This window comes from Haladaptatus sp. AB618, from assembly GCF_024136965.1.
GTDB lineage: Archaea > Halobacteriota > Halobacteria > Halobacteriales > Haladaptataceae > Haladaptatus.
The window spans coordinates 65,513-87,168 of sequence record NZ_JAMYJX010000011.1 but is presented as its reverse complement, the minus strand read 5'-3'; the positions used below and the strand labels follow the sequence as shown (position 1 = coordinate 87,168).

Sequence of the window (21,656 nt, the reverse complement as noted above, 5' to 3'; positions counted from 1 at the left end):
ATTCGAACACCGGTGAGTTCGGGTTCGTTCGTTCGTCGTGACTCATAGTTGAACCCAGTTGGTCGTTTGTTCGTACTCCGGAATGTGCCAGCGCTGTTCCGGAACGAGGCCGTTCGACTGGCGGAGTTCGACACGCGCATCGAACAACGGCGTCAACTCCTGAACGACCGGGTTGGACGTCGGAACCGGAAGATGATAATGGGCCATTCCGGAAACGCCACGGATGAGGGCCATGATGGTCCGGAGGAACCGTTCGACCGCTTCCTGCTCACACCGTTCGAGCGGTTTGATGAGCGAGTCGAACGAGAGTCGGAGTTCCGACGGCGTCAACCCGTCCGCCCACTCGTCGAAGAAGCTGACGGCGGTGACGATGTCGCTCCGTAGTTCGCGAATCGAGTCCTCGGGGGAAGTCGTCAGTTGCGGCGTCTCTGGTACGGGCATCGATCCCGATACCGACCGCTCGTCGTCACCCCAGTCGATGACCCAGACGTCCGGGTCGTCCGCGTTCGTCCCGCCGGGGAGTTTCGAGTTCGCGTACTGTGCCGTCGTATCGGTCAGGACGAGAACCCGCTTTCGTTCCTCGGTTGACGCCCCGAGAAGTTGCATCGTCGTCCGGTTCGTCGTCGTTTCAGAGACCCGCCCCGTGACGAGAATGTTACAGCCTCGTTGCTTGAAATCGGCGAGTACGTCGTGGAACTCCGGTGACCCACTACCCCCCCGGAACGAAATCCCTGAAGACGGCATTGTTAGATGTGTAATTTGATTGTACGATAATAAAAATTCGGATAGGAACAGGGGGAAATCAGTCGTCCATCCCGTTCGTCTTAGACATCGATTCACGAATCAGGGTCCTCCGCTCCTCGACAACACGCTCTTTTTGTCGGTCCGGTTGCTACGGGGGCGTAATGAGTACCGTGAACGTCGGTCTTCGCGGGTGGCGATTCGACGCGAGAGGGGAGTATCGTACATGAAACCTGCAGTCGCTATCGTCGAACCGAAGACGCCCGGAAACATCGGAACCATAGCACGCGCGATGAAAAACTTCGGCTTGGACGACCTGAAACTCGTGAACCCGCCGGAGTTCGGACGTGACAGCGAGGCCTACGGCTTTGCCGGACAGGCCCGCGAGGACGTCCTTCCGAACTACGACGACGTCACGTTCGACGAACTGGTCGAAAACTACCACACCGTCGGACTGACGGCGACGACGAACGAGGACGCGAGCCACCACGTTCGATTTCCGTTCACGACACCGCGGGAACTCGCCGAGAACCTCGAAACGGTGGAGACGGACACCGTCCTCATCTTCGGACGGGAAGCGAACGGGTTGACGAACGAGGAACTCGCACGCATCGACGAGGTGTGCTCGATTCCTGCCAGCGCGGCGTATCCCGCGTTGAACCTCGGGCAAGCCGCGACCGTCACCCTCTACGAACTCAGGACGCTGACCGTGGACGAATACCAGTTACCGGACGTGGAACGCGAGCGCGCCGACGAGGGCGAAATAGAGGGCTTCTATGGGGCCTTTGCCGACCTGCTCGACACCGTCGGCCAACCCGCCGAAAAGCACGACAAAAACATGCGAATGATCCGCAGGCTGTTCGGTCGAGCACATCCGACTGGCCGGGAAATCGCAACACTGCGCGGCATCGTCCGGCGAGCAAACGAGCGAGCGTCGTCATCGGACTCACACCGACCGAGGCGAAACGATACATAACTTCTTTATAATCTGTCGCTAGAGTAGGGTGTAGCCATGCTTCCCCCCCTCCAATTTCATTCTCTCCCACTGGGGACTCAGTTTACGCTTCTCGTCTCTGTCCCGAGTGTATTAGTCATGCTCGTGGGTAAGCAGTTGTTCTTGCCCGACGAGCGGATCAGAACCCTCTTCGTCGATTTCCTCAAAACGGACTGGAAATACCTCGGTGTCGCGTGGATCGTTACCCAAGTTGTGAACTCGGTCGCGTTGCACTTCCACGCCGGGCGGACGTTCACGGGATTCGTTTACGCCATCGAAGGGGCGTCCGTCGCGACGTTCCAGATTGTCGCGTCCAAGCCCCTCACGCTGGCGTTTACCGGCGTGTATCTCGTCGGCCTCCCGTTCGCCGTGCTGTTCACGTACTTCAAACTGAAGGCACACGACGAGGAAGAGGCACACCGCTATGCGCTGGCGTACGTCATCCTCGTCGTCCTCTCCGTTCCGTTCTTCGTCTTCTTCCCGGTGAAGGTGTCGTCGCTGTATCTGACCTCCGTCCAACCGCTGATGTACCAACTCAGTCCGGCGATTCAGTACGGCATCTTCTCCACCGACACGCTGGTGAAGTCCTTCCCCAGCCTCCACACCGGTTTGTCGGTACTCGCCGCGCTCTACGCCCGGAAGGCGGATACCACGTACGCCTACACCATCGCGCTCCTCGCGGCGGCAATCGTCATCTCGACGCTCTATCTCGGCGTCCACTGGCTGACCGACGCGGCCTTCGCGCTCGTCCTCGTCGCCTGCGCCTACACTCTCTCGCGCCAGTTCAGTGAGCCGCGTTGGTCGGTCGTCTCACGGGAGGCCCTCGCGGCGGTCCGGCGAACGACCGGACGATAAGACCGGACGCGCTGCGGTCGAAACGTCTCCGTATTCGAACGTCGAACGGTAACTACCCGAAGTCAGTGAAAAGCTGGCAGACCGTTGAAAAGCGAGCAACAGCCACAGTCGTTTGGGGAGCAGTTCACATCGCCGGGGGCGACGCGAAATCGTAACCGAGCGGGCGAACGTGGTCGAGTGGGCGAACGTAGTTCAGGCCCGCTTCTGGATTTCCTCGCGCAGGAGTTGGCTGACGAGGTCACCGTCCGCCTTTCCGCGGAGGCTTCCCATGCACTCGCCCATCAGGCCGGAGAACGCGCCCATTCCCTCTTCCTCGACCTGCTCGTCGTTCCGTTCGACCACTTCGACGACCGCTTCGCGGACTTCCTCGTCGCCCACGCCGGAGAGACCGGCTTCCTCGACCGCTTCCTCCGCCGTCAGTTCGGGGTTCTCCGCGAGGAGCGTCATCACGTCGTTGACACCCTCCTTCGCCAACTCGCCGTCGGTGACGAGCGAGATTACGGCGAGGAAGTGGTCGTCGGTGAGGTTCTCGACGGGAACATCGTCACGCCGAAGTTCCGTCACGGTGCTCTCGACCAATCCGGCGACGAACGTCGGGTCCGCTCCGGTTTCGACCGCCCGCTCGAACAGCGGCATTCGGCGGCCGTAGGCGACCTGTTCGGCGAGTCCCGCGCCGAGCGAGAACTCCGACTGGTAGCGCTCGACCTTTTCCGTCAGCAGTTCGGGCGTCTCGACCTCCTCGGGGTCGAGATCGACCGGCGGCACGTCGGTTTCGGGGTACATCCGCGCCGCGCCGGGGAGCGGGCGGAGATACTGCGAGGTACCGTCCTCGTTCGCGCCACGGGTCTCCTCCGGGACTTCCTCGATGGCGACTTCCGCACGCTTTGCGGCGGCTTCGATCGCGCCGTCGGCCACCTCCGGACTGGCGGCGACGATGGCGACCGCGTCCTCGTCACCCGCATCGACGGCGTCCCGAAGCGCTTCGACTTCGTCCTCGGTAACGCCGTACGCGGGCAGTTCGTCGGTGTGGAAGATGCCGCCCGCGCCGTGGCGCTTCGCGTGGTCGGAGAACTCGGTGCCGAGGCGACGGTCCGGCTGGATTTCCCGGCCGACGAGGCCGTCGAACCCGAACAGGGGAACGGCGGTGACCTTGCCACCGCTGTCGAGTGCGCCCTCGATGACGCCGCTTTCGGTCCCCTCGAACACGTCGGTCACGTCCTGAACTTCGCCGACCGCCGCGTCGCGCGACTGAAGTTCGTCGCGGATGGCGAGGAGTTCGACCTGCCGACCGACTTCGAACCGGACGAGGTCGTCGATGTCGTCCAGACTCTGGACGCCTTTCATCTCCACGCGTGCGCCGTCCGCGATGGAGACGTTCACGTCCTGCCGGATGGTGCCGAGACCGCGTTTGACGTGGCCGGTCGAACGGAGGAGCATTCCGATCCGTTCGGCCGCCTCGCGGGCCTGCTGGGGCGAACTGATGTCCGGGCTGGTGCCGATTTCGACCAGCGGAATGCCGAGTCGGTCGAGGCTGAAGGTGACGCCGTCCTCGCGCTCCTCGACGCGCTGGGCGCTTTCCTCTTCCAACATCAGGTCTTCGACGCCGACCGGCCCGTCGCTCGTCTCGATTTGCCCGCCGGTGGCGACGAGCGTCGAGCGCTGGAATCCCGAGGTGTTCGACCCGTCCACGACGATTTTCCGCATGACGTTGGCCTGGTCGATGACGGTCATGTCGAGCAGTTGCGCGATTTCGAGGACGACCTGTTGTGCTTCCGCGTCCAAGCGGTGTGGCGGTTCGTCGTCGGCTTCCACGAGACAGGTCGTGTCGTAGCCCAGATACTCGAACTCGCGGTCGATTTGGCTCTCTTCGAGCGCGGCTTCGTCGATTTCCCCGAGTTCGCTCCGGGTCGGATGGAGATACCGGGTGAACGTTCGGGACGACTCCTCGGGGTCGCGGAGTTCGGTCGGACAGCCACAGAACAACTTCTCCTCGGTGTCGAGTTGCTGGTGAATCTCCAGCCCCGCCACGAGACCGAGGTCCTCGTAGTCGTACTTACTCATTGATCGGACATGAGAGATGGAGGGGTAAAAAACCGACCAGTTCGGGCGAGTTCCGCCACGGAGCGCGACCGTTCGTGGTCGTCGGTCGGAACGGTGTCTCGGTGCAGGGAAACCGGATCGATAGTGCTTGGTTCCGTGAGGTTGCGAGAGACGCAAAACCGGCCTTTTCCGAACAAAAGAACGAATGAATAAAAGCACGAAGAAATGTTCCGATATGGATGATGTTGTACGGGGATTTTACGAATATATAATTGTTTGTTCGCTGGTGATTCAATACCTATAAATCCGAAGTCCAGAGTGATTCGTGTATGACCGAGTTCCTCGCGTCGAGGAATCCAACGGATCCGATACGAGTCCTCCACGTCGACGATGACCCTGCGCGATTGCGCCTTTCTCAAGCCCTCCTGTCGGAGTACATACCGAACATCGTCGTTCGTACGGAGACGAAACCGTCGAACGCTATCGAGCGACTCGACGAGTTCACGGTCGATTGTATCGTCAGCGATTTCGACATGGGATCGATGGACGGATTGGAGTTTCTGGAGGCCGTCCGGGTCCACTTGCCGGAACTACCCTTCATCCTCTTTACCGGCAAAGGGAGCGAGGAAATCGCAAGCGAGGCCATCTCCGCGGGGGTCACCGAATACCTCCAGAAAGGCGGTCCGGACAGATACGCCGTGTTGGCAAACCGTATCGAAAACGTGGTCGATCGATATCGCGCACAGCGGGAAGCACAAGCATACCAGCGACGGATGGCCGCCGTCTACGACCGGGTGACGGACGCGTTCTTCGCGCTGAACACGGACTGGCGGTTCACGTTCGTCAACGAGCGCGGCGAGGAGTTGCTGAACCGGCCGGAATCGGCACTGCTCGGTAACTCCGTCTGGGACGAGTTCCCCGAATCGCTCGATTCGATGTTCGAAGACGAGTATCGAGCAGCGATGGAAACACAGGAGCCGACGACGTTCGAAGCCTACTTCGACCCGTTGAAAACGTTGTTCGAGGTGCACGCCTACCCTTCGACGGAGGGGTTGTCGGTTTACTTCCGTGACATCACCGACGAGACGCGGATTCGAAAGGAACACCGCCGGGAGCGCGAACTGCTCGAACGGGTGTTCGAGACGAGTCCCGTCGGTATCATGATCCTCGGAACGGACGGGGAGATTCAGCGGGTCAACGAACGGTCGGTCGAGATGCTGGGTTTGTCGGAGGAAGCGATCACGGATCGCAACTACAACTCCCGCGAGTGGGAGGTCACGGACGAGAACGGCACCCCGCTTTCGGAGGAGGACCATCCGATGAGAAGCGTCTTCGAGGACGAAACGACCGTTCGGGGTGCTACGATTCGGTATCGACGTCCCGACGGGGAGTGGCGTCAATTCTCGGTCAACGGGGCACCGGTGTACTCCGAGGAAGGGGACGTCGAACGTATGGTCTCCATCATCGAGGATACGACCGAATCCGACGGGGAATGATTTCTCACGGGTCGTTTGCCGACATCGATTCCGCCCGTTTTCGCTTCCGGCGTCGTTCCCGTCGATTTCGTTTTACCTGCCGCCCGAGACGACGGGCGACGAGTTCGCGTAGTTCGTTCGCATCGGACGTCTCGATGTCCGCCGCGTGTGGATCCCTCGTTCGAAAACCGATGGAACCGGCGGTGTCGATGATCACTGTGGCAACCGCCCATCGACGCTGGAATATCGTCTCCCGTTGAACGACCGTCTGTACCCGGTAGTAGGGAACGACGTGCGTCGTCCGCCGCCAGAACCCGTCGCGCGTCACGACGTGGGCGTCCCCGGCGTGATACCCGCGATGTTTCCATCGATAGTGACCGGCGAGGGGTGTCACCACGAGAAGCACGAGCGGCACGTACCAGAACCCGAGGAGTCCCGTGACACGGTCGAAGCCGTACGTGACGCCGGTGAGCACGACGACCATGATGGCATAGCGAAGGACGTATCGCCGCCGGACTCGACGCGGTGGCCGCTCGAACGTCGGGTCCTCGAACGATTCGAGCGAGTGTGCGAGGACGAGAACGCGCTCACGGACGGCGAGTGGGATCGCCGCCTCGGAACCGCCGGACGACCCGTTTCCGGGACTGTATCCAGCCGTTTCGACCGACAGCGTGGCGTATCCCAATCGGCGCATGATCGGGTTTTCCTGCAGCGTGAGCGTCTGGATCTTGTCGAGCGGAATGCTTCCGTCGTAGCGCTGGAGCAGGCCGCGTTCGTACCGGAGTTCGTCGCCGACGCGTGTCAGCCGAAAGTCGTAGTAACGCGCGAAGGTGATCGCCCCGCTACTCACCCACAGGACGAGCGCGGAGAACACGATCTGTACGAAGCCGAACAGGAACACCACGCTCCCGAACGAATCCATCGTGTCCATCACGAACGGAATGACGAGGAAGACGAGACCGATGGCCCGCGGTTCGATCGAGACGGCCGAAAGCAACAGCAGTTCCTCGGCGCTGATCTCGTACAGGACGTCCTCCGGGTGCCGCGTCTCCGACTCGTTCGGAGACGCCGCCTCCGTATCGCCGTTCTTCCGGCGTTGAATCTCCCGCTGGAGCCGTCTCGCTTCCTCGTAGGCGATGTATTCGAGGCTCGCCTCGGTATCACCGCCACCCGCAGTCTCCAATCCGACCGACGCGATTCCGGCGACCCGTTGAATCACGTTTCGGTGGATGTCTACGTTCTGGATCCTGCGGAGGGGAATCTCCCGGCGACGGCGCGAGATGACCCCCGAATCGATGTCGAGCGAGTCGTTCGTGAGTTCGTATTCGAACCGCCGGTGATAGGCGAACTCCCACCCGAGTATGCCGAGCAAAACGACGACGACGATGAGCGCGAACAGTCCGAGTGTCAGCGCCTTCACTGCGCCGACGGCGGCGAGTCCGGCGAACAGTACGGTCGAGAGAATCTGCACACCGCGCGTGACGATTCGATAGGGGAGCGAGAGCGGGTGGAGTTTCATACCGCATCCTCGTACTCGCTCTCGACCGCGAGGTTCCGAAGACGTCCCTGTAGTTCGCTCGCCCGCTCCGGGGTGAGGCCGGGAATCGTCACGTCGGCCCCGCGCGACCCGGCGGTGTAGATGACGACGCTTCCGAGGCCGAGCAGGCGTTCGACGGGACCTCGCTGGGTATCGACGTGTTGGACCCTGACGAAGGGGACGACGGTGGTGACACGGGTGAAAACGCCGTGTTCGAGATAGAGGTCATCATCGCGGATCTCGAAGCGCCACGCCCGATAGTTGAGTACGACGTAGACGATTCCGAGAACGGCGACGACGAGAATCCCGGCGACGACGAGGGAGAGCGAGAACGCGACGACGAACCGCCGCACCCCGACGAGGAGTCCCCCAACGAGTGCTGCAGCGACGAGGACGCCCGCAAGCCAACCGAGACGAACACGGGGGTTGAGTGTCTCCATACGCACATGACCGAACGGAGACTGTATATAAGTAGGTGTGGCGTACGCGCCGGATTCGCCGAAAACCGCTTCCAAGAACCGACCTTCTATCCTGATAGAGAATGTCTTCCCTATCGTCCCGGCATAGCACCCCTACCGGTAAAGAATGGTCCTCCTACCGTTTCGTTCGGTTGGCACTGATTTCAGTCAGTCGGCGTGGAACAAAGATGCCGGGAAATCGTACCCTTCGTGGACAGCATGACCGAGAACTCGCCCACTATCAACCGCCGCCGATTCGTTCAGGCGACAGTCGCCTCGACCGCCATACTCGGTGGCATCTCGTCGGCAGATGCGCAACAGTCCGGGAATACCCCGCAGTACTCCCTCGAACAGGACGGTAAGTGTATCCCTATCACACCCCTCTCGATGCAGGGGCTGCCGATCAAGGAATTTTACGACTACCGCACGCCCGATACGGACCCGTCGTCGTACAAGTACGCCTCCTTCGGGACCCAGAACCTCCAACGAGAAGACACCAGCATCCTCTTCCTCTACAAGGGTCCACAAGGACTCAGCCTCGTCGCAATCCACGACAAGATAGATGCCGGGAAAGGGGGTGCGGTGACGTTCCGCATCACGAACCTTCCCGTGAACGGGAAGTTCGTGGTCGAGGACGACTCCTACGACGCCCAGACGAACCTCGACACGTTCGACTACTCGAAACATCGCGACTGGAACGGTAAGGAAACCGCGAGCGCGAACGTCAGTTGGACCTGGCAGGAAGGTCGCGCGGACGGGATGGCCTATCGCGGCATCGGAAACGATTTCAACATCACCATCAACCCACAGTTCAACGAGAAAGCCGTTCTCGCGGGAGAGTCGGAACAGAACGGCGTGTACCAAGGGAAAATCAAGAAGTGGGAGGTGTTGTCGGGAGACGTGAACAACCCCACCCGCACGAAGCTGAACATGAACAAGCCGGTAACCATCAGCTCGCAGTCGTGTAAGGCCGAAACGACGACCCAGACGACGACCCAGAAAACCACGGAGAAGACCACCACCGGTGGCTCGACCACGTCCTCGACGACGACCACTCCACCGTCCAGCGGAAGCAAAGGGTTCTTCGGGAAACTCTGGAGCGGATTCGCCTCGTTGATAGAATCGGTGGTGTCGTTCTTCACCAGCCTGTTCTAGGCCGCGTTTCGAGCCGATACCACGCTTTCGACTGGCTACTCGAAAAGAAGATCCGACTTATTCTTCCCGTCCGAGGATACCGGTGTGAGTCATCGCTTCGGGGTCGATGATTTCGTCCGCCTCCTCCTCGCTCAGGTAGCCCTTCTCGACGACGACCTGCCGGACGGTCTTTCCTTCCTTGAGCGCTTCCTTCGCCGCTTTCGAGGCTTTGTCGTAGCCGATGTGCGGGTTGAGCGCGGTGGCGAGGGCCATGCTTTGTTCGACTTTCTCCTCGCAGTGCTCGGCGTCGACCTCCAGCTTGTCGACGAACTTGTCCGCGAACGTTTGGCTGGCGTTGGAGACGAGTTCGGCCGATTCGAGGAAGTTGTGGGCGAGGACGGGTTTGTAGAGGTTGAGGTCGATCTGTCCCTCCGCCGCGCCGTACTCGACCGTGGTGTCGTTGCCGACGACCTGCTTGTGAACCTGATTGACCGCCTCGGCGACGACGGGGTTGATCTTGCCGGGCATGATGGAACTGCCGGGCTGGTTCTCCGGCTGATCGATCTCCCCGAGCCCGTTGCGCGGGCCGGACGCCAGCAGTCGAAGGTCGTTTGCGATCTTGTTGAGCGAGCCAGCGACGGTGCGGAGTGCGCCGTGTGCTTCGGCCATCGCGTCGTGGGCGGCCTGGGCTTCGAAGTGATTGTCCGCCTCGCGGAACTCGATGCCGGTCTCCTCGCTGATGTACTCGGCGGCGAGGCCGGGGAACTCGGGGTGGGTGTTCAACCCGGTCCCGACCGCCGTTCCGCCGAGCGCGAGTTCGCTGAGATGGTCCCGGACGTAGTCAACGCGCGAGAGTCCCTTTTCGATCTGCGAGCGGTAGCCGCCGAATTCCTGTCCGACGCGCACGGGCGTCGCGTCCTGCAGGTGCGTGCGGCCGGTCTTCACCACTCCGTCGTACTCCTCTTCCTTCTCGGCGAGGGCTTCGCGGAGGGTGTCGAGTGCCGGAAGAACGTCCTTCTCGACGGCTTCGAGCGCCGAAACGTGCATCGCTGTCGGAATCACATCGTTGCTCGACTGGCCGAAGTTGACGTGGTCGTTCGGGTGGATCACGCGGTCCCCGATTTCCGCCCCGTAGATCTCGGCGGCGCGGTTGGCGATGACCTCGTTCGCGTTCATGTTCGAGGACGTGCCGGACCCGGTCTGGAACACGTCCACCGGGAACTGGTCGTCGAGTTCGCCCGCGATGACCTCGTCCGCGGCCTCGATAATGGCTTCCGCTTCGTCGTCCTCGATCATCCCGAGGTCGCGGTTCGCCTGCGCGGCCGCCTTCTTGACGATGCCAAGCGCGCGGATGAACCGTCGCCCGAACGTGATCCCCGAAATAGGGAAGTTCTCGACCGCACGCTGGGTCTGTGCACCCCAGTAGGCGTCGGCCGGTACCTGCATCTCCCCGAGGCTGTCCTCTTCGATTCGATAATCCTCGTCGCTCATGCGTTTGGAGGGTCGATGTGGGCGGGCGTAAAACCCACCGAAACGGGACTGATTTGGTTTCGGAAGGATAAGGTGGAATTGATTCCACGAGAATTGTCACAGAAAAATTCACTCGGTGACGAAGTAATCCAAAAATGATTAAGTACCCCGTGACAAATGGTAAAGGTAGACGTGGATGATGCGCAGATATGACAGGTAAAAAATCCAACAACCTATCGCGGCGTAGCTATATGAAAGCAACCGGATTAGCCGGAACTGCCGGTCTGGCTGGTCTCTCCGGCTGTTCGAGCTTCATGGGTGGTGGCGGCAACAAGCAGCTGCTTCTCATGCACGGCTGGAGTCCCGGGGACGGACTCAGTGCTATCAAGAACATGTACCAGGGGTTCGAGAAGGAGTACCCCGATGTCGATTCGAAACTCAAGGGCATCAGCGGCGGCGGAAACACGACCCTGAACACCGTCATCAACAACCGACTGAAGAAACAGAACCCGCCGGGAAGCTGGGCCGATTGGCCGGGCAAGAACCTGCTCCAGTTCCAGTCGAAGGACGGTAACATCCTCGGAGACATCGGTGACTCCGTCTGGAGCAAGAACAACATGAAGAAGGCCTACGCGAAAGGGCCGCGTAACGCCGGAAAGCCGGACGGGACGTACATCTGTGTTCCGACGAACATTCACCGGATGAACAACGTCTTCTACAACAAGAAGGTCCTCAAGCAGGCGGGTGTCAGTCCGGGAGACCTCAAGAGTCCGAAGGACCTGACCGACGCGATGAAGAAGGTCGACAAGAACACGGACGCCGTCGGGATGGCTCAATCGACCAAGAGCCCGTGGACGACGCTTCAACTCTGGGGCGCGGTGTTCCTCGGCCAGCAGGGCTGGGACGGCTACCAGAAGTTCATGGACGGCTCCATCGGCAAGGAACCCATCGCCAACGCGTTCAAGACGCTCGCTGACTACAGCAAGTACTTCTCGGACGACGCGGGCACCATCGGCTTCAAAGAAGGCAACAAGAAAGTGATGAACGGAAACGCGGCGTTCATCCAGCAGGGTGACTGGGTGGCTGGCATGTACGCCGCCGACGACAGTTTCGAGTACAAGAAGGACTGGGACTACGTCGCATTCCCCGGTACCGAGGGCTACTACGCGATGAACATGGACTCGTGGGTGTACCCGAAGAACACGCCCGCACCTGATGCCGCCAAGAAGTGGCTCCGATACGCCGGAACCAAGGACGCACAGGTCCGGTTCAACTCGAAGAAAGGCTCGATTCCGCCACGAACCGACGTGTCGATGAAGAAGTTCCCCGAGTTCCAGTCCGACCAATACGCGGCCTTCAAGAAATCGAAGGCACAGCCGCCGTCGGTCGCACACGGCCTCGCGGTCATCCCGACCGTTCAGGCGAAGCTCGAAAGCGCCGTCTCACAGAACTTCTCGTCGTACAAGGCTTCGTCGGCGGACAAAGTCGCGCAGCAGTGGAAGGACGCGATTTCGTCCTCGTCGAACTGAACGACAGCTTTCCACATCTTACGTTGTTATTATGATAGAACAATTGAGAGACACATACCGAAAACTGACCGGGAATACCGACGACCTCCGGACGGACGGCGGAACCGCGACGGAGCGCACGTCCAGTCGGTTCGACATGGGTCCGGATTTCCTCAGGTCGCTCCCGTTTTGGCTACCGCCGTTTCTGGTGATGGGCTTTTTCGTTTACGGAGCGATCGCCTGGAATTTCCTCGTCTCGTTGACCGACTACAACAGTTTCGTCCCGCCGACCTACTCGCATCTCGACTTCGAGATGTACACGCGTGCGTTCAGCGACCCAACGTTCCTCGCAGCCACGAAGAACACGTTCGTGTTACTCGTCGTGTTCACCGTCTTCTGCCTGCTCGTCGGGCTCGGGCTGGCGATACTCATCGACCAGAAGATACGGTTCGAGAACACGTTCCGAACCATCTATCTGCTCCCGATGAGCCTCTCGTTCGTCGTCACCGCACAGTTCTGGCTCTGGATGTACAACTACAGCGACGGACCGATCAACGTCATCATACGCGGGATCGGAATCCAGAACCCACCGCACTGGATCAGCGATCCGAGCATCGTCCTCGGTTCGGTGGTTTTGGCGCTCGTCTGGCAGTTCAGCGGCTACGCGATGGTCGTCTACCTCGCCGGACTGCGCGCGATTCCGAACGACCACTTCGAGGCCGCACGGGTCGACGGCGCGTCGACGTATCGGCTGTATCGACGGGTCGTGATCCCACAACTGAAAGGCGCAACGATCAGCGCCTCGGTCGTTCTGATGGTGTTCGGGCTGAAGGCGTTCGACTTCCTCTACTCGCTGACCGGGTCGTACTACCCGCCGAAGGGGTCGGACATTCTGGCGACGATGATGGTGCGACAAGCGTTCGGTTCGCCGAACAACACGGCGTACGCGGCGGCTATCGGCATCATGCTGTTCCTGCTCGCACTCGTCGTCATCGCGCCGTATCTCACGTACCAGTACAAACGAGGTGAGCTATAACCATGGCAACTGATTCGAGCGACACGTCCGTATTCGATGTAAGCAATCTATCGAGGATGGGATACTCCCGTATCCTCCTCTACGCGACAGTGGTCGCGCTGGTGTTACTGTATCTCCTCCCGATAGAGACGGGCCTCATGACGTCGCTCAAATCCGACGCTCTCGGTTCGCTCCCGTACTTCCCGCCGGGACCGTCGGGATTCACGTTCGTTCACTGGAGCGACGCGTTCTCCCAACTCGCCTCCGGACTCATCAACAGCTTCATCCTCGCGATTCCCGCGACGGTGCTATCGGCGTTCATCGGAAGCATCACGGCATACGGGTTGACGAACCTCACGTGGCGGTACAAAGCGGCGTTTCTGACGCTGTTCATCGCCGGGATTTTCATCCCGTATCAGGCGGTGTTGATTCCGCTCTCGCAGTTCTGGGCGATCTACTTCCCGATTCACAACCTGTTCGGGACGTACGGTCAACTGATCGAACTGATAATCTCACACGTCGCCTACGGGATACCCATCACACTGCTCCTGTTCCGGACGTACTACAAGGACATCCCGACGGAAATGTTGGAGGCGGCGGAACTCGACGGTGCGAGCGCGTTCGGCATCTATCGTCGAATCATCCTGCCGCTGTCCGGCCCGATGTTCGCGGTGACGCTCATCTACCAGTTCACGCAGGTCTGGAACGACCTCCTGTTCGCGCTGGTGATAATGGGTCCGGGACCGGCATCCCCGGTGACGATTCCGCTGGCACAGCTCGGCGCGAGCCTCACGAACGTCGGGTTCGGTATCCGAATGGCTGGCGCGTTCATCGCCGCCTTCCCGACGTTGCTGGTGTACATCATGTTCGGCGACCAGTTCGCGGAGGGGGTCGCAACATGAACGTACTTGTGAAGCGAGTACTGAACGTTCGAGTAACAGATAGCAGTTCGCACAACAGGGTGATTACACAATGACGAATCTCGAAATGGACGGTGTGACGAAGGTGTTCCGTGAGGGCGGTGGCGGCGAAATCGTCGCGGTCTCCGATTTCACGGTGGATATCGACGACGGCGAGTTTCTCGTACTCGTCGGCCCATCCGGCTGTGGGAAATCGACCACGCTCCGCATGGTTGCGGGCCTGGAGACGATAACCAGCGGCGAGATGCGCCTCGGTGGCGAGCGAATGAACGAGAAGAAGCCGGGCGAACGGGACATCGCGATGGTGTTCCAGTCCTACGCGCTGTACCCGCACATGACTGTGCGGGAGAACATGCGGTTCGGACTCGAAGAGTCCACCGACATGGGGAAAGCCGAGATGAACTCGCTCGTCGAGGAGACGGCCGAAATGCTCGGCATGCCGGAGTTGCTCGACCGGAAACCGGGCGAACTCTCCGGCGGGCAACAACAGCGCGTCGCACTCGGCCGCGCCATCGTCCGTGACCCGGAAGTGTTCCTGATGGACGAGCCGTTGTCGAATCTGGACGCCAAACTCCGCTCGCAGATGCGGACCGAACTCCAGCGGCTTCAGGAGGACCTCGGCGTGACGACGGTGTACGTCACCCACGACCAGACGGAAGCGATGACGATGGGCGACCGGATCGCCATCCTGAACGACGGGAAACTCCAACAGGTCGCCACGCCCATCGAGGCGTACCACCAACCGGCGAACCTCTTCGTCGCGGGATTCATCGGCGAGCCGTCGATGAATTTCTTCGAGATGGAGCGGAACGGGTCGAAACTCGTCGGCGAGCAGTTCGATTACGCGCTGTCGGCCGAGACGGCGAACGAACTCGGCGATTCGACGAACGTGACGCTCGGCGTTCGACCGGAAGACGTGGAACTCGTCTCCAACGGCAGCGACGAACACGATTTCGAAACGGTCGTGGACGTCGTGGAACCGATGGGGAACGAGAACAACGTCTACCTCCGATTTGCCGATGCCGACGAATCGAAAACGATGGAGGAACGCCAGACGTTCGTCGCCACGCTAAGCGGCATGCGAAGCATCGAGGAGGGTCAGGAAGTCGTGGCCCGAATCCCGGAGGACGCGATACACCTGTTCGACACCGAAACCGGTACGGCGCTTCGTAACCGCCGCCTCGATCAAGAAGCGACGCTCCCGAACCGCTAACACCGTTTTTCGTTTCTGTTGTTTCAGTCGATTCTTTCCCTTCGAGCGTCGAGAATCGAGAACGACTCCCCGGGAAACCGCTTTCATCGTTTCGCGTTCGAACAGCGGCGAGGACGGTCGCTACTCGTCCGATCCGTTAGTTGCGTCGTTCGAACGCCGCGACCGGTCGAGGGTACCGATTCACTCGTCGTACTCTTCGGGCGTGTACGTCTTCAGTTCGAGCGCGTGGATGTCCGTCGTCATGTGCTCCCCGAGCGTGTCGTACACCATCTGGTGCTGTTCGACCAGCGTTTTCCCGTCGAATGCCGGCGAGATAACCGTCGCAGCGAGGTGATCCTCGTCGTGCACACCGCGTGGATGGGTGACCGTGACGTCCGCATCTTCCAGTCCTGCTTCGATGAGTTCCGCGACATCGTCTGCGTTCATGGGGTCTCCTTTTCGGCCGACCACCAAAAGACGACGGGTTCGGTACGAATCGCCCCGCCTCCCCAACGGTTTTCCCGGCGTAGGTTGACGACCTTCCAATGCCAGTCCAACCCGATTACGTCAAAAAAGTAGCGACCGTTCTCCTGGAACGATACCCCGAGGCGTTCACGGACGACTTCGACCGGAACAAGGAGAGCGTGACGGCGCTGACGAACGTGGACTCGAAGAGCGTTCGAAACAAGATCGCGGGGTACATCACGAGGCGGGAGGGGAAGCCACCGCGCACCGTCGAGTGAACTACGACGAACTGGGCGTTTCGGCATCGCTCTCGACGGGTGACTCCTAGAGATAGATCGACGTGAGTCCGACGAGGACGACGCCGACGGCCGCGACCCGCGCAACATCGTGTCCGAATTCGAGTACGAAAGGGTGTGGATAAAGGGTTTCCTGAAGCAGAATCAAGTAGGATCACATACTATTTAGGGGTAGATTCAGGCGGTTCGGACCCGTCGTTCAAGTATGCGACTATATGCCGCGATGCGAAACGGACTGTTCGTCACGGACGGGACCGAAACGTCGGCGGTGCGGTTGACTGACCACGACCTGGAGTGCGTCGTCGCGACCGGAGAGCGGGTCTTCTGTGGCACGTTCGACGCCGGTCTCTTCCGGAGCGAGGACGGCGGCGAGTCGTTCCACTCGGTCGGCGACGGGACGATCCGTGAGTCGGTGATGTCGCTCGCCATCGATCCGACGGACCCGGACACCGTGTGGGTAGGCACGGAACCGAGCGCCGTCTACCGAAGCACGGACGGCGGTGATTCGTGGGAGAAGCGGGAGGGATTGACCGACCTCCCGTCCGAACCGAACTGGTCGTTCCCGCCGCGTCCCCACACACACCACGTCCGCTGGATCGAACCGGATCCGTACGACCCAGACCACCTCTACGTCGGAATCGAGGCCGGAGCGCTCGTTCAGACGTACGACGCGGGCGAGACGTGGGAGGACAAAGTACCGACCGCCCGCGTGGACAACCACTCGCTCACGACACATCCGGAGGCTCCGGGACGAGTTTGGTCGGCCGCCGGGGACGGCTACGCCGAATCCGAAAACGGCGGTGATACGTGGGAGTACCCGCAGGAAGGTCTCGACCATCGTTACTGCTGGAGCGTCGCACTCGCGCCCGACGACCCGAGCATCGTCCTGCTCTCCAGTGCGACCGGCCCGCGCAGTGCACATAACGTCGACTCCGCGGATTCGGCCGTCTATCGCAAGCGGGACGACGAGCGGTGGGAGCGACTGGATGGCCTCCCGACGGGTGAGGGAGTTACACGAACCGTGTTCGCGCGGGGGACGTCCGGCGGCGAAGTGTTCGCCGTCAACAACCGCGGCCTCTTCAAAACGGAGAACGCGGGAACGACGTGGCAAGGAATCGTCGTGGAGTGGCCGACCGAATTCGAACGGATGACGGCACGCGGGTTGGCGCTCGTGGGCGAACGGTGATGGCGATACTTAGTTCGCCGCAACTCGCCGGTCGAGGAAGTCGGCCACGAGTTCCATCGAGCGGATCTTCTGTTCGATGTCGGTGCTTCCGTGTCCCTCCTCACCCAGTTCGACGTACTCGAAGTCTTCGTCCTCGCCTTTCACGAAGCCATCCTCCTCCAGCGCGTCCCGGAACAGTCTCGCCTGCGAGACCGGGACGCGGCGGTCGTTCACGCCGTGGACCATGAGTAACGGGGAACTGAGGTTTTCCGTGTACTCGACCGGACTTCGTTCCCGATAGAGGTCGTGGTTCTCATCCGGGTCGCCCATGTACTTCTCCATCAGGCCGGTCTGGAAGTGGGGCATCGTGTTCTCGTGCATGTCGTGGAGGTCGGTGACGCCGACCCACGCGATGCCCGCCGCGTACAGTTCGGGATACCGAACCATCTGCCAGTACGCGCTGTACCCGCCGTAGGACCCTCCGTACACGATGACTTCGTCCTCGTCGATCCAATCCTTGTTACGGAGCCATCGTGCCCCTTCGGCGACGTCGTCCTGTTCGGCACCGCCCCAGTCGCCGATGAGGCTGTTTTTGAACTCGCGGCCGCGTCCGGTGGAACCACGATAGTTGACCTCCAGTACCGTGTAGCCCCGATCGAGGAAGAACTGCGTTCGCCGTTTGAAGCTCCGTAGGTCCTGTGACGCCGGACCGCCGTGAACCTTCACGACCGCCTTGGACGGGCGCTCGCCGGAATCGTACAGCAGTCCGCCGATTTCGGTTCCGTCGTGCGACTCGAACGTCACGTATTCGGCGTCGGTGAACGTCTCGGGGTCGATGTCGCCGTAGACGGGTTCGATGAGCGTCTCCGTCTCTCCCGATTCGAGGTCGTGGACGAGCAGCGCGGGTCGCTGCGTCGGCGTCGTTTCTTGGACCAACACACGACTGTCGCCGACGAGAGCGGCGTCCCCGTAACTGGTGAACGAGGCGACACCCGTCGGCATGTCGAGTTCCGTCGCGGTTCCGTCGAAGTCGTACACCAGTGGAACGACGGCGGCACGTCGTCTTCGAAGCGCGAGGAAGCCGTTTTCGTCCGGGAGGAACGCGATGGCGTCTTCGACGTACTCGCCGTCGCCGAACCATTCGACCGATTTCGTTTCGAGGTCGTAGACGCCACAGTGCGTCTTGTCCGGTGCATTGTCGGCGACGAGGAGTTTCGTCCCATCGGGGGACCAGTCCACCGCATAACTCTCGCTGCCGTCGACGCCGATTTCGAGAGTACGGGGATTCGATCCGTCCGCGTCGGCGATGTACACGTCTATGTTGGCCATATCGTCCGATTCGTTCGTCATATAGACGATTCGGTCGCCATCGGGGGCGGACAACCCGGAGTACGCCCCGAAGTCGTACTCCGTGAGTCGTTCGCTCGTTCCCGTCTCGCGGTCGTAACGATAGAGGTTCATCTGCCCGCCAGCACTGCTCGTGTAGAGCAGTGTTCCGTCGTGAACATCGGTGAGTCGACACTGCCCGGAGTCCTCGACGACGGGTGCGGCGTTGCCGTCGAGGTCCATCTCCCAGATGTCGTTCTGTTCGTCGCCCGCGTCGTCCAAGTGGAAGTAAATCCGGTCGCTGTCAGGTCCCCATTCGAGCGGATGCCGGGCGTTTCGGGGAACCTCGCCGTCGCTCACCTGCCGGGTTTCACCCGTCGAAACGTCGACGAGGTGGAGTTCGTTTCTGCCGGTGCCGTCGTAGTAGACGGCAACGTGTTCGCCGTCGGGTGAGGCCACTGGACTGTTGAACTCGGGAAGGCGTGCGAGGGCTTCGAGCGAGAAATTTCCTGTCATCGAAGTAAACTGTGTCGTGTCGGGGCATCAATGTTTCCCGAACTCCGTTTCTGTTTTTAATATTACAATTTTGGAAAGTATCGTGGGTACTCGAAGTAATGTCCGATTCCACGAAAAAGAAAACCGTCCGTCGATGCGTAACTTCTCGATAGCGCCGCGATTACTCGAGGTCGAAGCGGTCGAGCTTCATCACTTTGCTCCACGTGTCGGCGAAGTCACGCACGAACTTCTCCTCGCCGTCGTCGGCACCGTAGACTTCCGAGACTGCGCGGAGTCGGGAGTTCGATCCGAAGATGAGGTCGAAGCGGGTCGCCTCCCACTCGACGTCACCCGTCTCGCGGTTGCGGAGCTCGAAGACCTGTTCGTCGTCCGAGACCGGTTCCCACTCGTGGTCCATGCCGAGCAGGTTCACGAAGAAGTCGTTGGTCAGTGTTTCCTGCTCGTCGGTGAAGACGCCGAGGTCGCTGTCTTCGTAGTTCGCGCCGAGCGTTCGCATGCCGCCGACAAGAACCGTCATCTCGGGAGCGGTCAGGCTCAGCAGTTCGGCCTCGTCGATCAGGATTTCTTCGAGTTTGCGCTCGTTCTCGCTGCCGAGGTAGTTGCGGAACCCGTCGGCGTCCGGTTCGAGGACTTCGAAGGATTCGACGTCGGTCTGCTCCTGCGTAGCGTCCGTCCGTCCCGGTTCGAACGGGATATCCACGTCGTATCCGGCGTCGGCCGCCGCCTGTTCGACGGCCGCCGTGCCGCCGAGAACGATCAGGTCGGCGAGCGACACCTTCGTTCCGTCGGGCTGCGAGCCGTTGAACTCCTCTTGGATGCCTTCGAGGGTGTCCAGCACGTTCTCCAACTGTTCCGGTTCATTGACCTCCCAGCTCTTCTGCGGTTCGAGGCGGATACGCGCTCCGTTCGCGCCGCCGCGCTTGTCGCTGTGGCGGAACGTCGATGCGGACGCCCAAGCAGTTTTGACTAGTTCGGAGACGGATAGGTTCGAGTCGAGGGTTTCCTGTTTGAGAGCGGTGATATCGTCCTCGCCGATCAGGTCGTAGTCGGCGTCGGGGATGGGGTCCTGCCAGAGCATCGTCTCGTCCGGGACCTCGGGACCGAGGAAACGGGTCGGCGGGCCCATGTCGCGGTGGATGAGCTTGTACCACGCCTTCGCGAAGGATTCCTGGAACAGGGATGGGTCGTCTTGGAAGCGCTCCAAGACCTCGCGGTAGTCCGGGTCCTTTTTGAGCGCGATGTCGGTCGTGAGCATCATCGGGTCGACCGAATCGTCGGAGTTGTGAGCGTCCGGGACGGTTTCCTTCGCCTCGTCATCGACCGGTCGCCACTGCCACGCGCCGCCGGGACCCTTGTGGGCTTCCCACTCGTAGTCGAGCAGGTTGTTGATGTAGCCCATGTCCCACTGGACCGGTGCGCTGGTCCACGGCCCTTCGATGCCGCTGGTAATCGCGTCGGTCCCTACGCCTTCGCCGTAGCCGTTCTCCCATCCGAGGCCCTGTTCGTCGATGGGGGCCGCTTCGGGCTCGGGGCCGATGTATTCCTCGGGATCGGCCGCGCCGTGGACCTTCCCGAACGTGTGCCCGCCGGCGATGAGTGCGACGGTCTCCTCGTCGTTCATCGCCATGTGGTCGAACGTCTCTCGGATGTTGTGCGCCGATCCCTCGGTGTCCGGCTCGCCGTACGGGCCTTCCGGGTTCACGTAGATAAGACCCATCACGGTGTTACCGAGCGGATTCTCCAAGTCGCCTCCCTCGTCGAACCGGTCGGGGGACGTCGTCTCCCACTCGTTCTCCGGTCCCCAGTCGACGGCCTCGTCCGGCTCGAACGAATCCTCCCGTCCGCCCGCGAAGCCGAACGTCTCGAATCCCATCGACTCCAGCGCGACGTTCCCGGTCAGGACGATCAGGTCACCCCACGAGAGCGCGCGGCCGTACTTCTGCTTGACCGGCCAGAGCAGCCGACGTGCTTTGTCGAGGTTCACGTTGTCAGGCCAGCTGTTGATCGGCGGGAGACGCTGGCGTCCGCCGGACGCACCGCCGCGGCCGTCCTTGGTACGGTACGTCCCTGCGCTGTGCCACGCCATCCGGATGAACAGCGGTCCATAGTGGCTGTAGTCCGCTGGCCACCAGTCTTGAGACGACGTCATCACGTCCTCGATATCCGACTTCACTTCCTCGAAGTCGAGCGACTCGAACGCCTCGCCGTAGTCGAACTCCTCGTCCATCGGGCTGACGTCCCGAGCGTTCTGATCGAGGAGTTCCACGTTCAATTGGTTCGGCCACCAATCGCGGTCGGTCTGACGCGTCATCGGGGGATTCCCCCGTTCGTGGTCAGCGTCGGCTTCTCGACGCCGTTCGTCTCGTAATCAGGTTTTCCGTTGCCGTATTTGGCTGTATCCTCGGACATTAACTGGCTCTCCTGTACGTGGGATATGAGAGGTATTGTTTATAAATTTGCCGCTTATGTTGTCTATTCTCTTTCTTCACTTCCACTACTACCGTCTCAAATTCACTCCTATGAAAATAATTTTTCTCTATTGCAAATTC

The 21,656-nt window shown here is 60.9% G+C and carries 18 protein-coding genes; 10 read left to right on the top strand and 8 right to left on the bottom strand.

Annotated elements, in window-relative coordinates:
• Nucleotides 1-42: 42 nt before the first annotated feature.
• Nucleotides 43-744 carry a hypothetical protein gene (locus tag NKF26_RS22100; RefSeq protein WP_253226150.1) on the bottom strand — a complete coding sequence of 234 codons (702 nt, stop codon included), beginning with the start codon at nt 742-744 and terminating at the stop codon, nt 43-45.
• A 223-nt stretch (nt 745-967) separates the two neighbouring features.
• On the opposite strand from NKF26_RS22100, the gene NKF26_RS22095 reads away from it, so the two are divergent.
• A complete protein-coding gene (locus NKF26_RS22095) occupies nt 968-1,717 on the top strand; it encodes an RNA methyltransferase (RefSeq protein ID WP_253226149.1) in 750 nt (249 codons plus the stop codon).
• Between the two features lie 117 nt (nt 1,718-1,834).
• Entirely contained in the window at nt 1,835-2,590 is a 756-nt protein-coding gene (locus NKF26_RS22090) for a phosphatase PAP2 family protein (RefSeq protein WP_253226148.1), read from the top strand.
• Nucleotides 2,591-2,782: 192 nt separating this feature from the next.
• On the opposite strand, the gene gatE is transcribed toward NKF26_RS22090, so the two are convergent.
• Nucleotides 2,783-4,651 (bottom strand): Glu-tRNA(Gln) amidotransferase subunit GatE, encoded by a 1,869-nt coding sequence (gatE, locus tag NKF26_RS22085; protein WP_253226147.1) that lies wholly within the window; start codon nt 4,649-4,651, stop codon nt 2,783-2,785.
• Nucleotides 4,652-4,959: 308 nt separating this feature from the next.
• On the opposite strand from gatE, the gene NKF26_RS22080 reads away from it, so the two are divergent.
• Nucleotides 4,960-6,126, top strand: coding sequence for a PAS domain-containing protein (locus NKF26_RS22080; protein ID WP_253234885.1), 1,167 nt, complete (start codon nt 4,960-4,962; stop codon nt 6,124-6,126).
• A 4-nt stretch (nt 6,127-6,130) separates the two neighbouring features.
• Here the strand turns inward: NKF26_RS22080 and NKF26_RS22075 are convergent, their stop codons facing one another.
• Together NKF26_RS22075 and NKF26_RS22070 are read right to left on the bottom strand one after the other, a co-directional pair.
• On the bottom strand, nt 6,131-7,624 hold the full coding sequence (locus tag NKF26_RS22075) for a PH domain-containing protein (RefSeq protein WP_253226145.1): 1,494 nt from the start codon (nt 7,622-7,624) through the stop codon (nt 6,131-6,133).
• Entirely contained in the window at nt 7,621-8,082 is a 462-nt protein-coding gene (locus NKF26_RS22070; protein ID WP_253226144.1) for a PH domain-containing protein, read from the bottom strand. The genes NKF26_RS22075 and NKF26_RS22070 overlap by 4 nt, the downstream gene beginning before the upstream one ends.
• A 237-nt stretch (nt 8,083-8,319) precedes the next feature.
• Between NKF26_RS22070 and NKF26_RS22065 the strand changes: the two genes are divergently transcribed.
• The gene (locus NKF26_RS22065; RefSeq protein ID WP_253226143.1) at nt 8,320-9,255 is read left to right on the top strand and encodes a hypothetical protein; all 936 of its coding nucleotides are present in this window, start codon (nt 8,320-8,322) and stop codon (nt 9,253-9,255) included.
• Between the two features lie 57 nt (nt 9,256-9,312).
• On the opposite strand, the gene NKF26_RS22060 is transcribed toward NKF26_RS22065, so the two are convergent.
• Nucleotides 9,313-10,725, bottom strand: a complete 1,413-nt coding sequence (locus tag NKF26_RS22060) for an aspartate ammonia-lyase (RefSeq protein ID WP_253226142.1) — start codon at nt 10,723-10,725, stop codon at nt 9,313-9,315.
• 230 nt (nt 10,726-10,955) lie between these two features.
• On the opposite strand from NKF26_RS22060, the gene NKF26_RS22055 reads away from it, so the two are divergent.
• From NKF26_RS22055 to NKF26_RS22040, 4 genes are all read left to right on the top strand, one after another.
• On the top strand, nt 10,956-12,233 hold the full coding sequence (locus NKF26_RS22055; protein ID WP_253226141.1) for an ABC transporter substrate-binding protein: 1,278 nt from the start codon (nt 10,956-10,958) through the stop codon (nt 12,231-12,233).
• Nucleotides 12,234-12,264: 31 nt separating this feature from the next.
• Complete coding sequence (locus NKF26_RS22050; protein WP_369682178.1) at nt 12,265-13,248, top strand: carbohydrate ABC transporter permease; 984 nt, start codon at nt 12,265-12,267, stop codon at nt 13,246-13,248.
• Between the two features lie 56 nt (nt 13,249-13,304).
• Nucleotides 13,305-14,129, top strand: coding sequence for a carbohydrate ABC transporter permease (locus tag NKF26_RS22045; protein WP_223301964.1), 825 nt, complete (start codon nt 13,305-13,307; stop codon nt 14,127-14,129).
• A gap of 70 nt (nt 14,130-14,199) precedes the next feature.
• A complete protein-coding gene (locus NKF26_RS22040; protein WP_253226139.1) occupies nt 14,200-15,360 on the top strand; it encodes an ABC transporter ATP-binding protein in 1,161 nt (386 codons plus the stop codon).
• Between the two features lie 180 nt (nt 15,361-15,540).
• On the opposite strand, the gene NKF26_RS22035 is transcribed toward NKF26_RS22040, so the two are convergent.
• Nucleotides 15,541-15,786: a BolA family protein gene (locus NKF26_RS22035; RefSeq protein WP_066146712.1), complete on the bottom strand. Its 246-nt coding sequence runs from the start codon at nt 15,784-15,786 to the stop codon at nt 15,541-15,543.
• Nucleotides 15,787-15,884: 98 nt separating this feature from the next.
• On the opposite strand from NKF26_RS22035, the gene NKF26_RS22030 reads away from it, so the two are divergent.
• Complete coding sequence (locus tag NKF26_RS22030) at nt 15,885-16,082, top strand: 30S ribosomal protein S17e (protein WP_253226138.1); 198 nt, start codon at nt 15,885-15,887, stop codon at nt 16,080-16,082.
• A 223-nt stretch (nt 16,083-16,305) separates the two neighbouring features.
• Nucleotides 16,306-17,286, top strand: a complete 981-nt coding sequence (locus NKF26_RS22025; RefSeq protein WP_253226137.1) for a hypothetical protein — start codon at nt 16,306-16,308, stop codon at nt 17,284-17,286.
• Between the two features lie 9 nt (nt 17,287-17,295).
• Here the strand turns inward: NKF26_RS22025 and NKF26_RS22020 are convergent, their stop codons facing one another.
• Entirely contained in the window at nt 17,296-19,107 is a 1,812-nt protein-coding gene (locus NKF26_RS22020) for a prolyl oligopeptidase family serine peptidase (RefSeq protein ID WP_253234883.1), read from the bottom strand.
• A gap of 160 nt (nt 19,108-19,267) precedes the next feature.
• Nucleotides 19,268-21,418, bottom strand: coding sequence for a catalase/peroxidase HPI (gene katG / locus NKF26_RS22015; RefSeq protein WP_253226135.1), 2,151 nt, complete (start codon nt 21,416-21,418; stop codon nt 19,268-19,270).
• Nucleotides 21,419-21,656: the final 238 nt, after the last annotated feature.

Bases quoted from the DNA above. Each gene is read 5' to 3' on its own strand.
- NKF26_RS22100 (WP_253226150.1), bottom strand. From the start codon at position 744: ATGCCGTCTTCAGGGATTTCGTTCCGGGGGGGTAGTGGGTCACCGGAG.
- NKF26_RS22095 (WP_253226149.1), top strand. From the start codon at position 968: ATGAAACCTGCAGTCGCTATCGTCGAACCGAAGACGCCCGGAAACATC.
- NKF26_RS22090 (WP_253226148.1), top strand. From the start codon at position 1,835: ATGCTCGTGGGTAAGCAGTTGTTCTTGCCCGACGAGCGGATCAGAACC.
- gatE (WP_253226147.1), bottom strand. From the start codon at position 4,651: ATGAGTAAGTACGACTACGAGGACCTCGGTCTCGTGGCGGGGCTGGAG.
- NKF26_RS22080 (WP_253234885.1), top strand. From the start codon at position 4,960: ATGACCGAGTTCCTCGCGTCGAGGAATCCAACGGATCCGATACGAGTC.
- NKF26_RS22075 (WP_253226145.1), bottom strand. From the start codon at position 7,624: ATGAAACTCCACCCGCTCTCGCTCCCCTATCGAATCGTCACGCGCGGT.
- NKF26_RS22070 (WP_253226144.1), bottom strand. From the start codon at position 8,082: ATGGAGACACTCAACCCCCGTGTTCGTCTCGGTTGGCTTGCGGGCGTC.
- NKF26_RS22065 (WP_253226143.1), top strand. From the start codon at position 8,320: ATGACCGAGAACTCGCCCACTATCAACCGCCGCCGATTCGTTCAGGCG.
- NKF26_RS22060 (WP_253226142.1), bottom strand. From the start codon at position 10,725: ATGAGCGACGAGGATTATCGAATCGAAGAGGACAGCCTCGGGGAGATG.
- NKF26_RS22055 (WP_253226141.1), top strand. From the start codon at position 10,956: ATGAAAGCAACCGGATTAGCCGGAACTGCCGGTCTGGCTGGTCTCTCC.
- NKF26_RS22050 (WP_369682178.1), top strand. From the start codon at position 12,265: ATGATAGAACAATTGAGAGACACATACCGAAAACTGACCGGGAATACC.
- NKF26_RS22045 (WP_223301964.1), top strand. From the start codon at position 13,305: ATGGGATACTCCCGTATCCTCCTCTACGCGACAGTGGTCGCGCTGGTG.
- NKF26_RS22040 (WP_253226139.1), top strand. From the start codon at position 14,200: ATGACGAATCTCGAAATGGACGGTGTGACGAAGGTGTTCCGTGAGGGC.
- NKF26_RS22035 (WP_066146712.1), bottom strand. From the start codon at position 15,786: ATGAACGCAGACGATGTCGCGGAACTCATCGAAGCAGGACTGGAAGAT.
- NKF26_RS22030 (WP_253226138.1), top strand. From the start codon at position 15,885: ATGCCAGTCCAACCCGATTACGTCAAAAAAGTAGCGACCGTTCTCCTG.
- NKF26_RS22025 (WP_253226137.1), top strand. From the start codon at position 16,306: ATGCGACTATATGCCGCGATGCGAAACGGACTGTTCGTCACGGACGGG.
- NKF26_RS22020 (WP_253234883.1), bottom strand. From the start codon at position 19,107: ATGACAGGAAATTTCTCGCTCGAAGCCCTCGCACGCCTTCCCGAGTTC.
- katG (WP_253226135.1), bottom strand. From the start codon at position 21,418: ATGACGCGTCAGACCGACCGCGATTGGTGGCCGAACCAATTGAACGTG.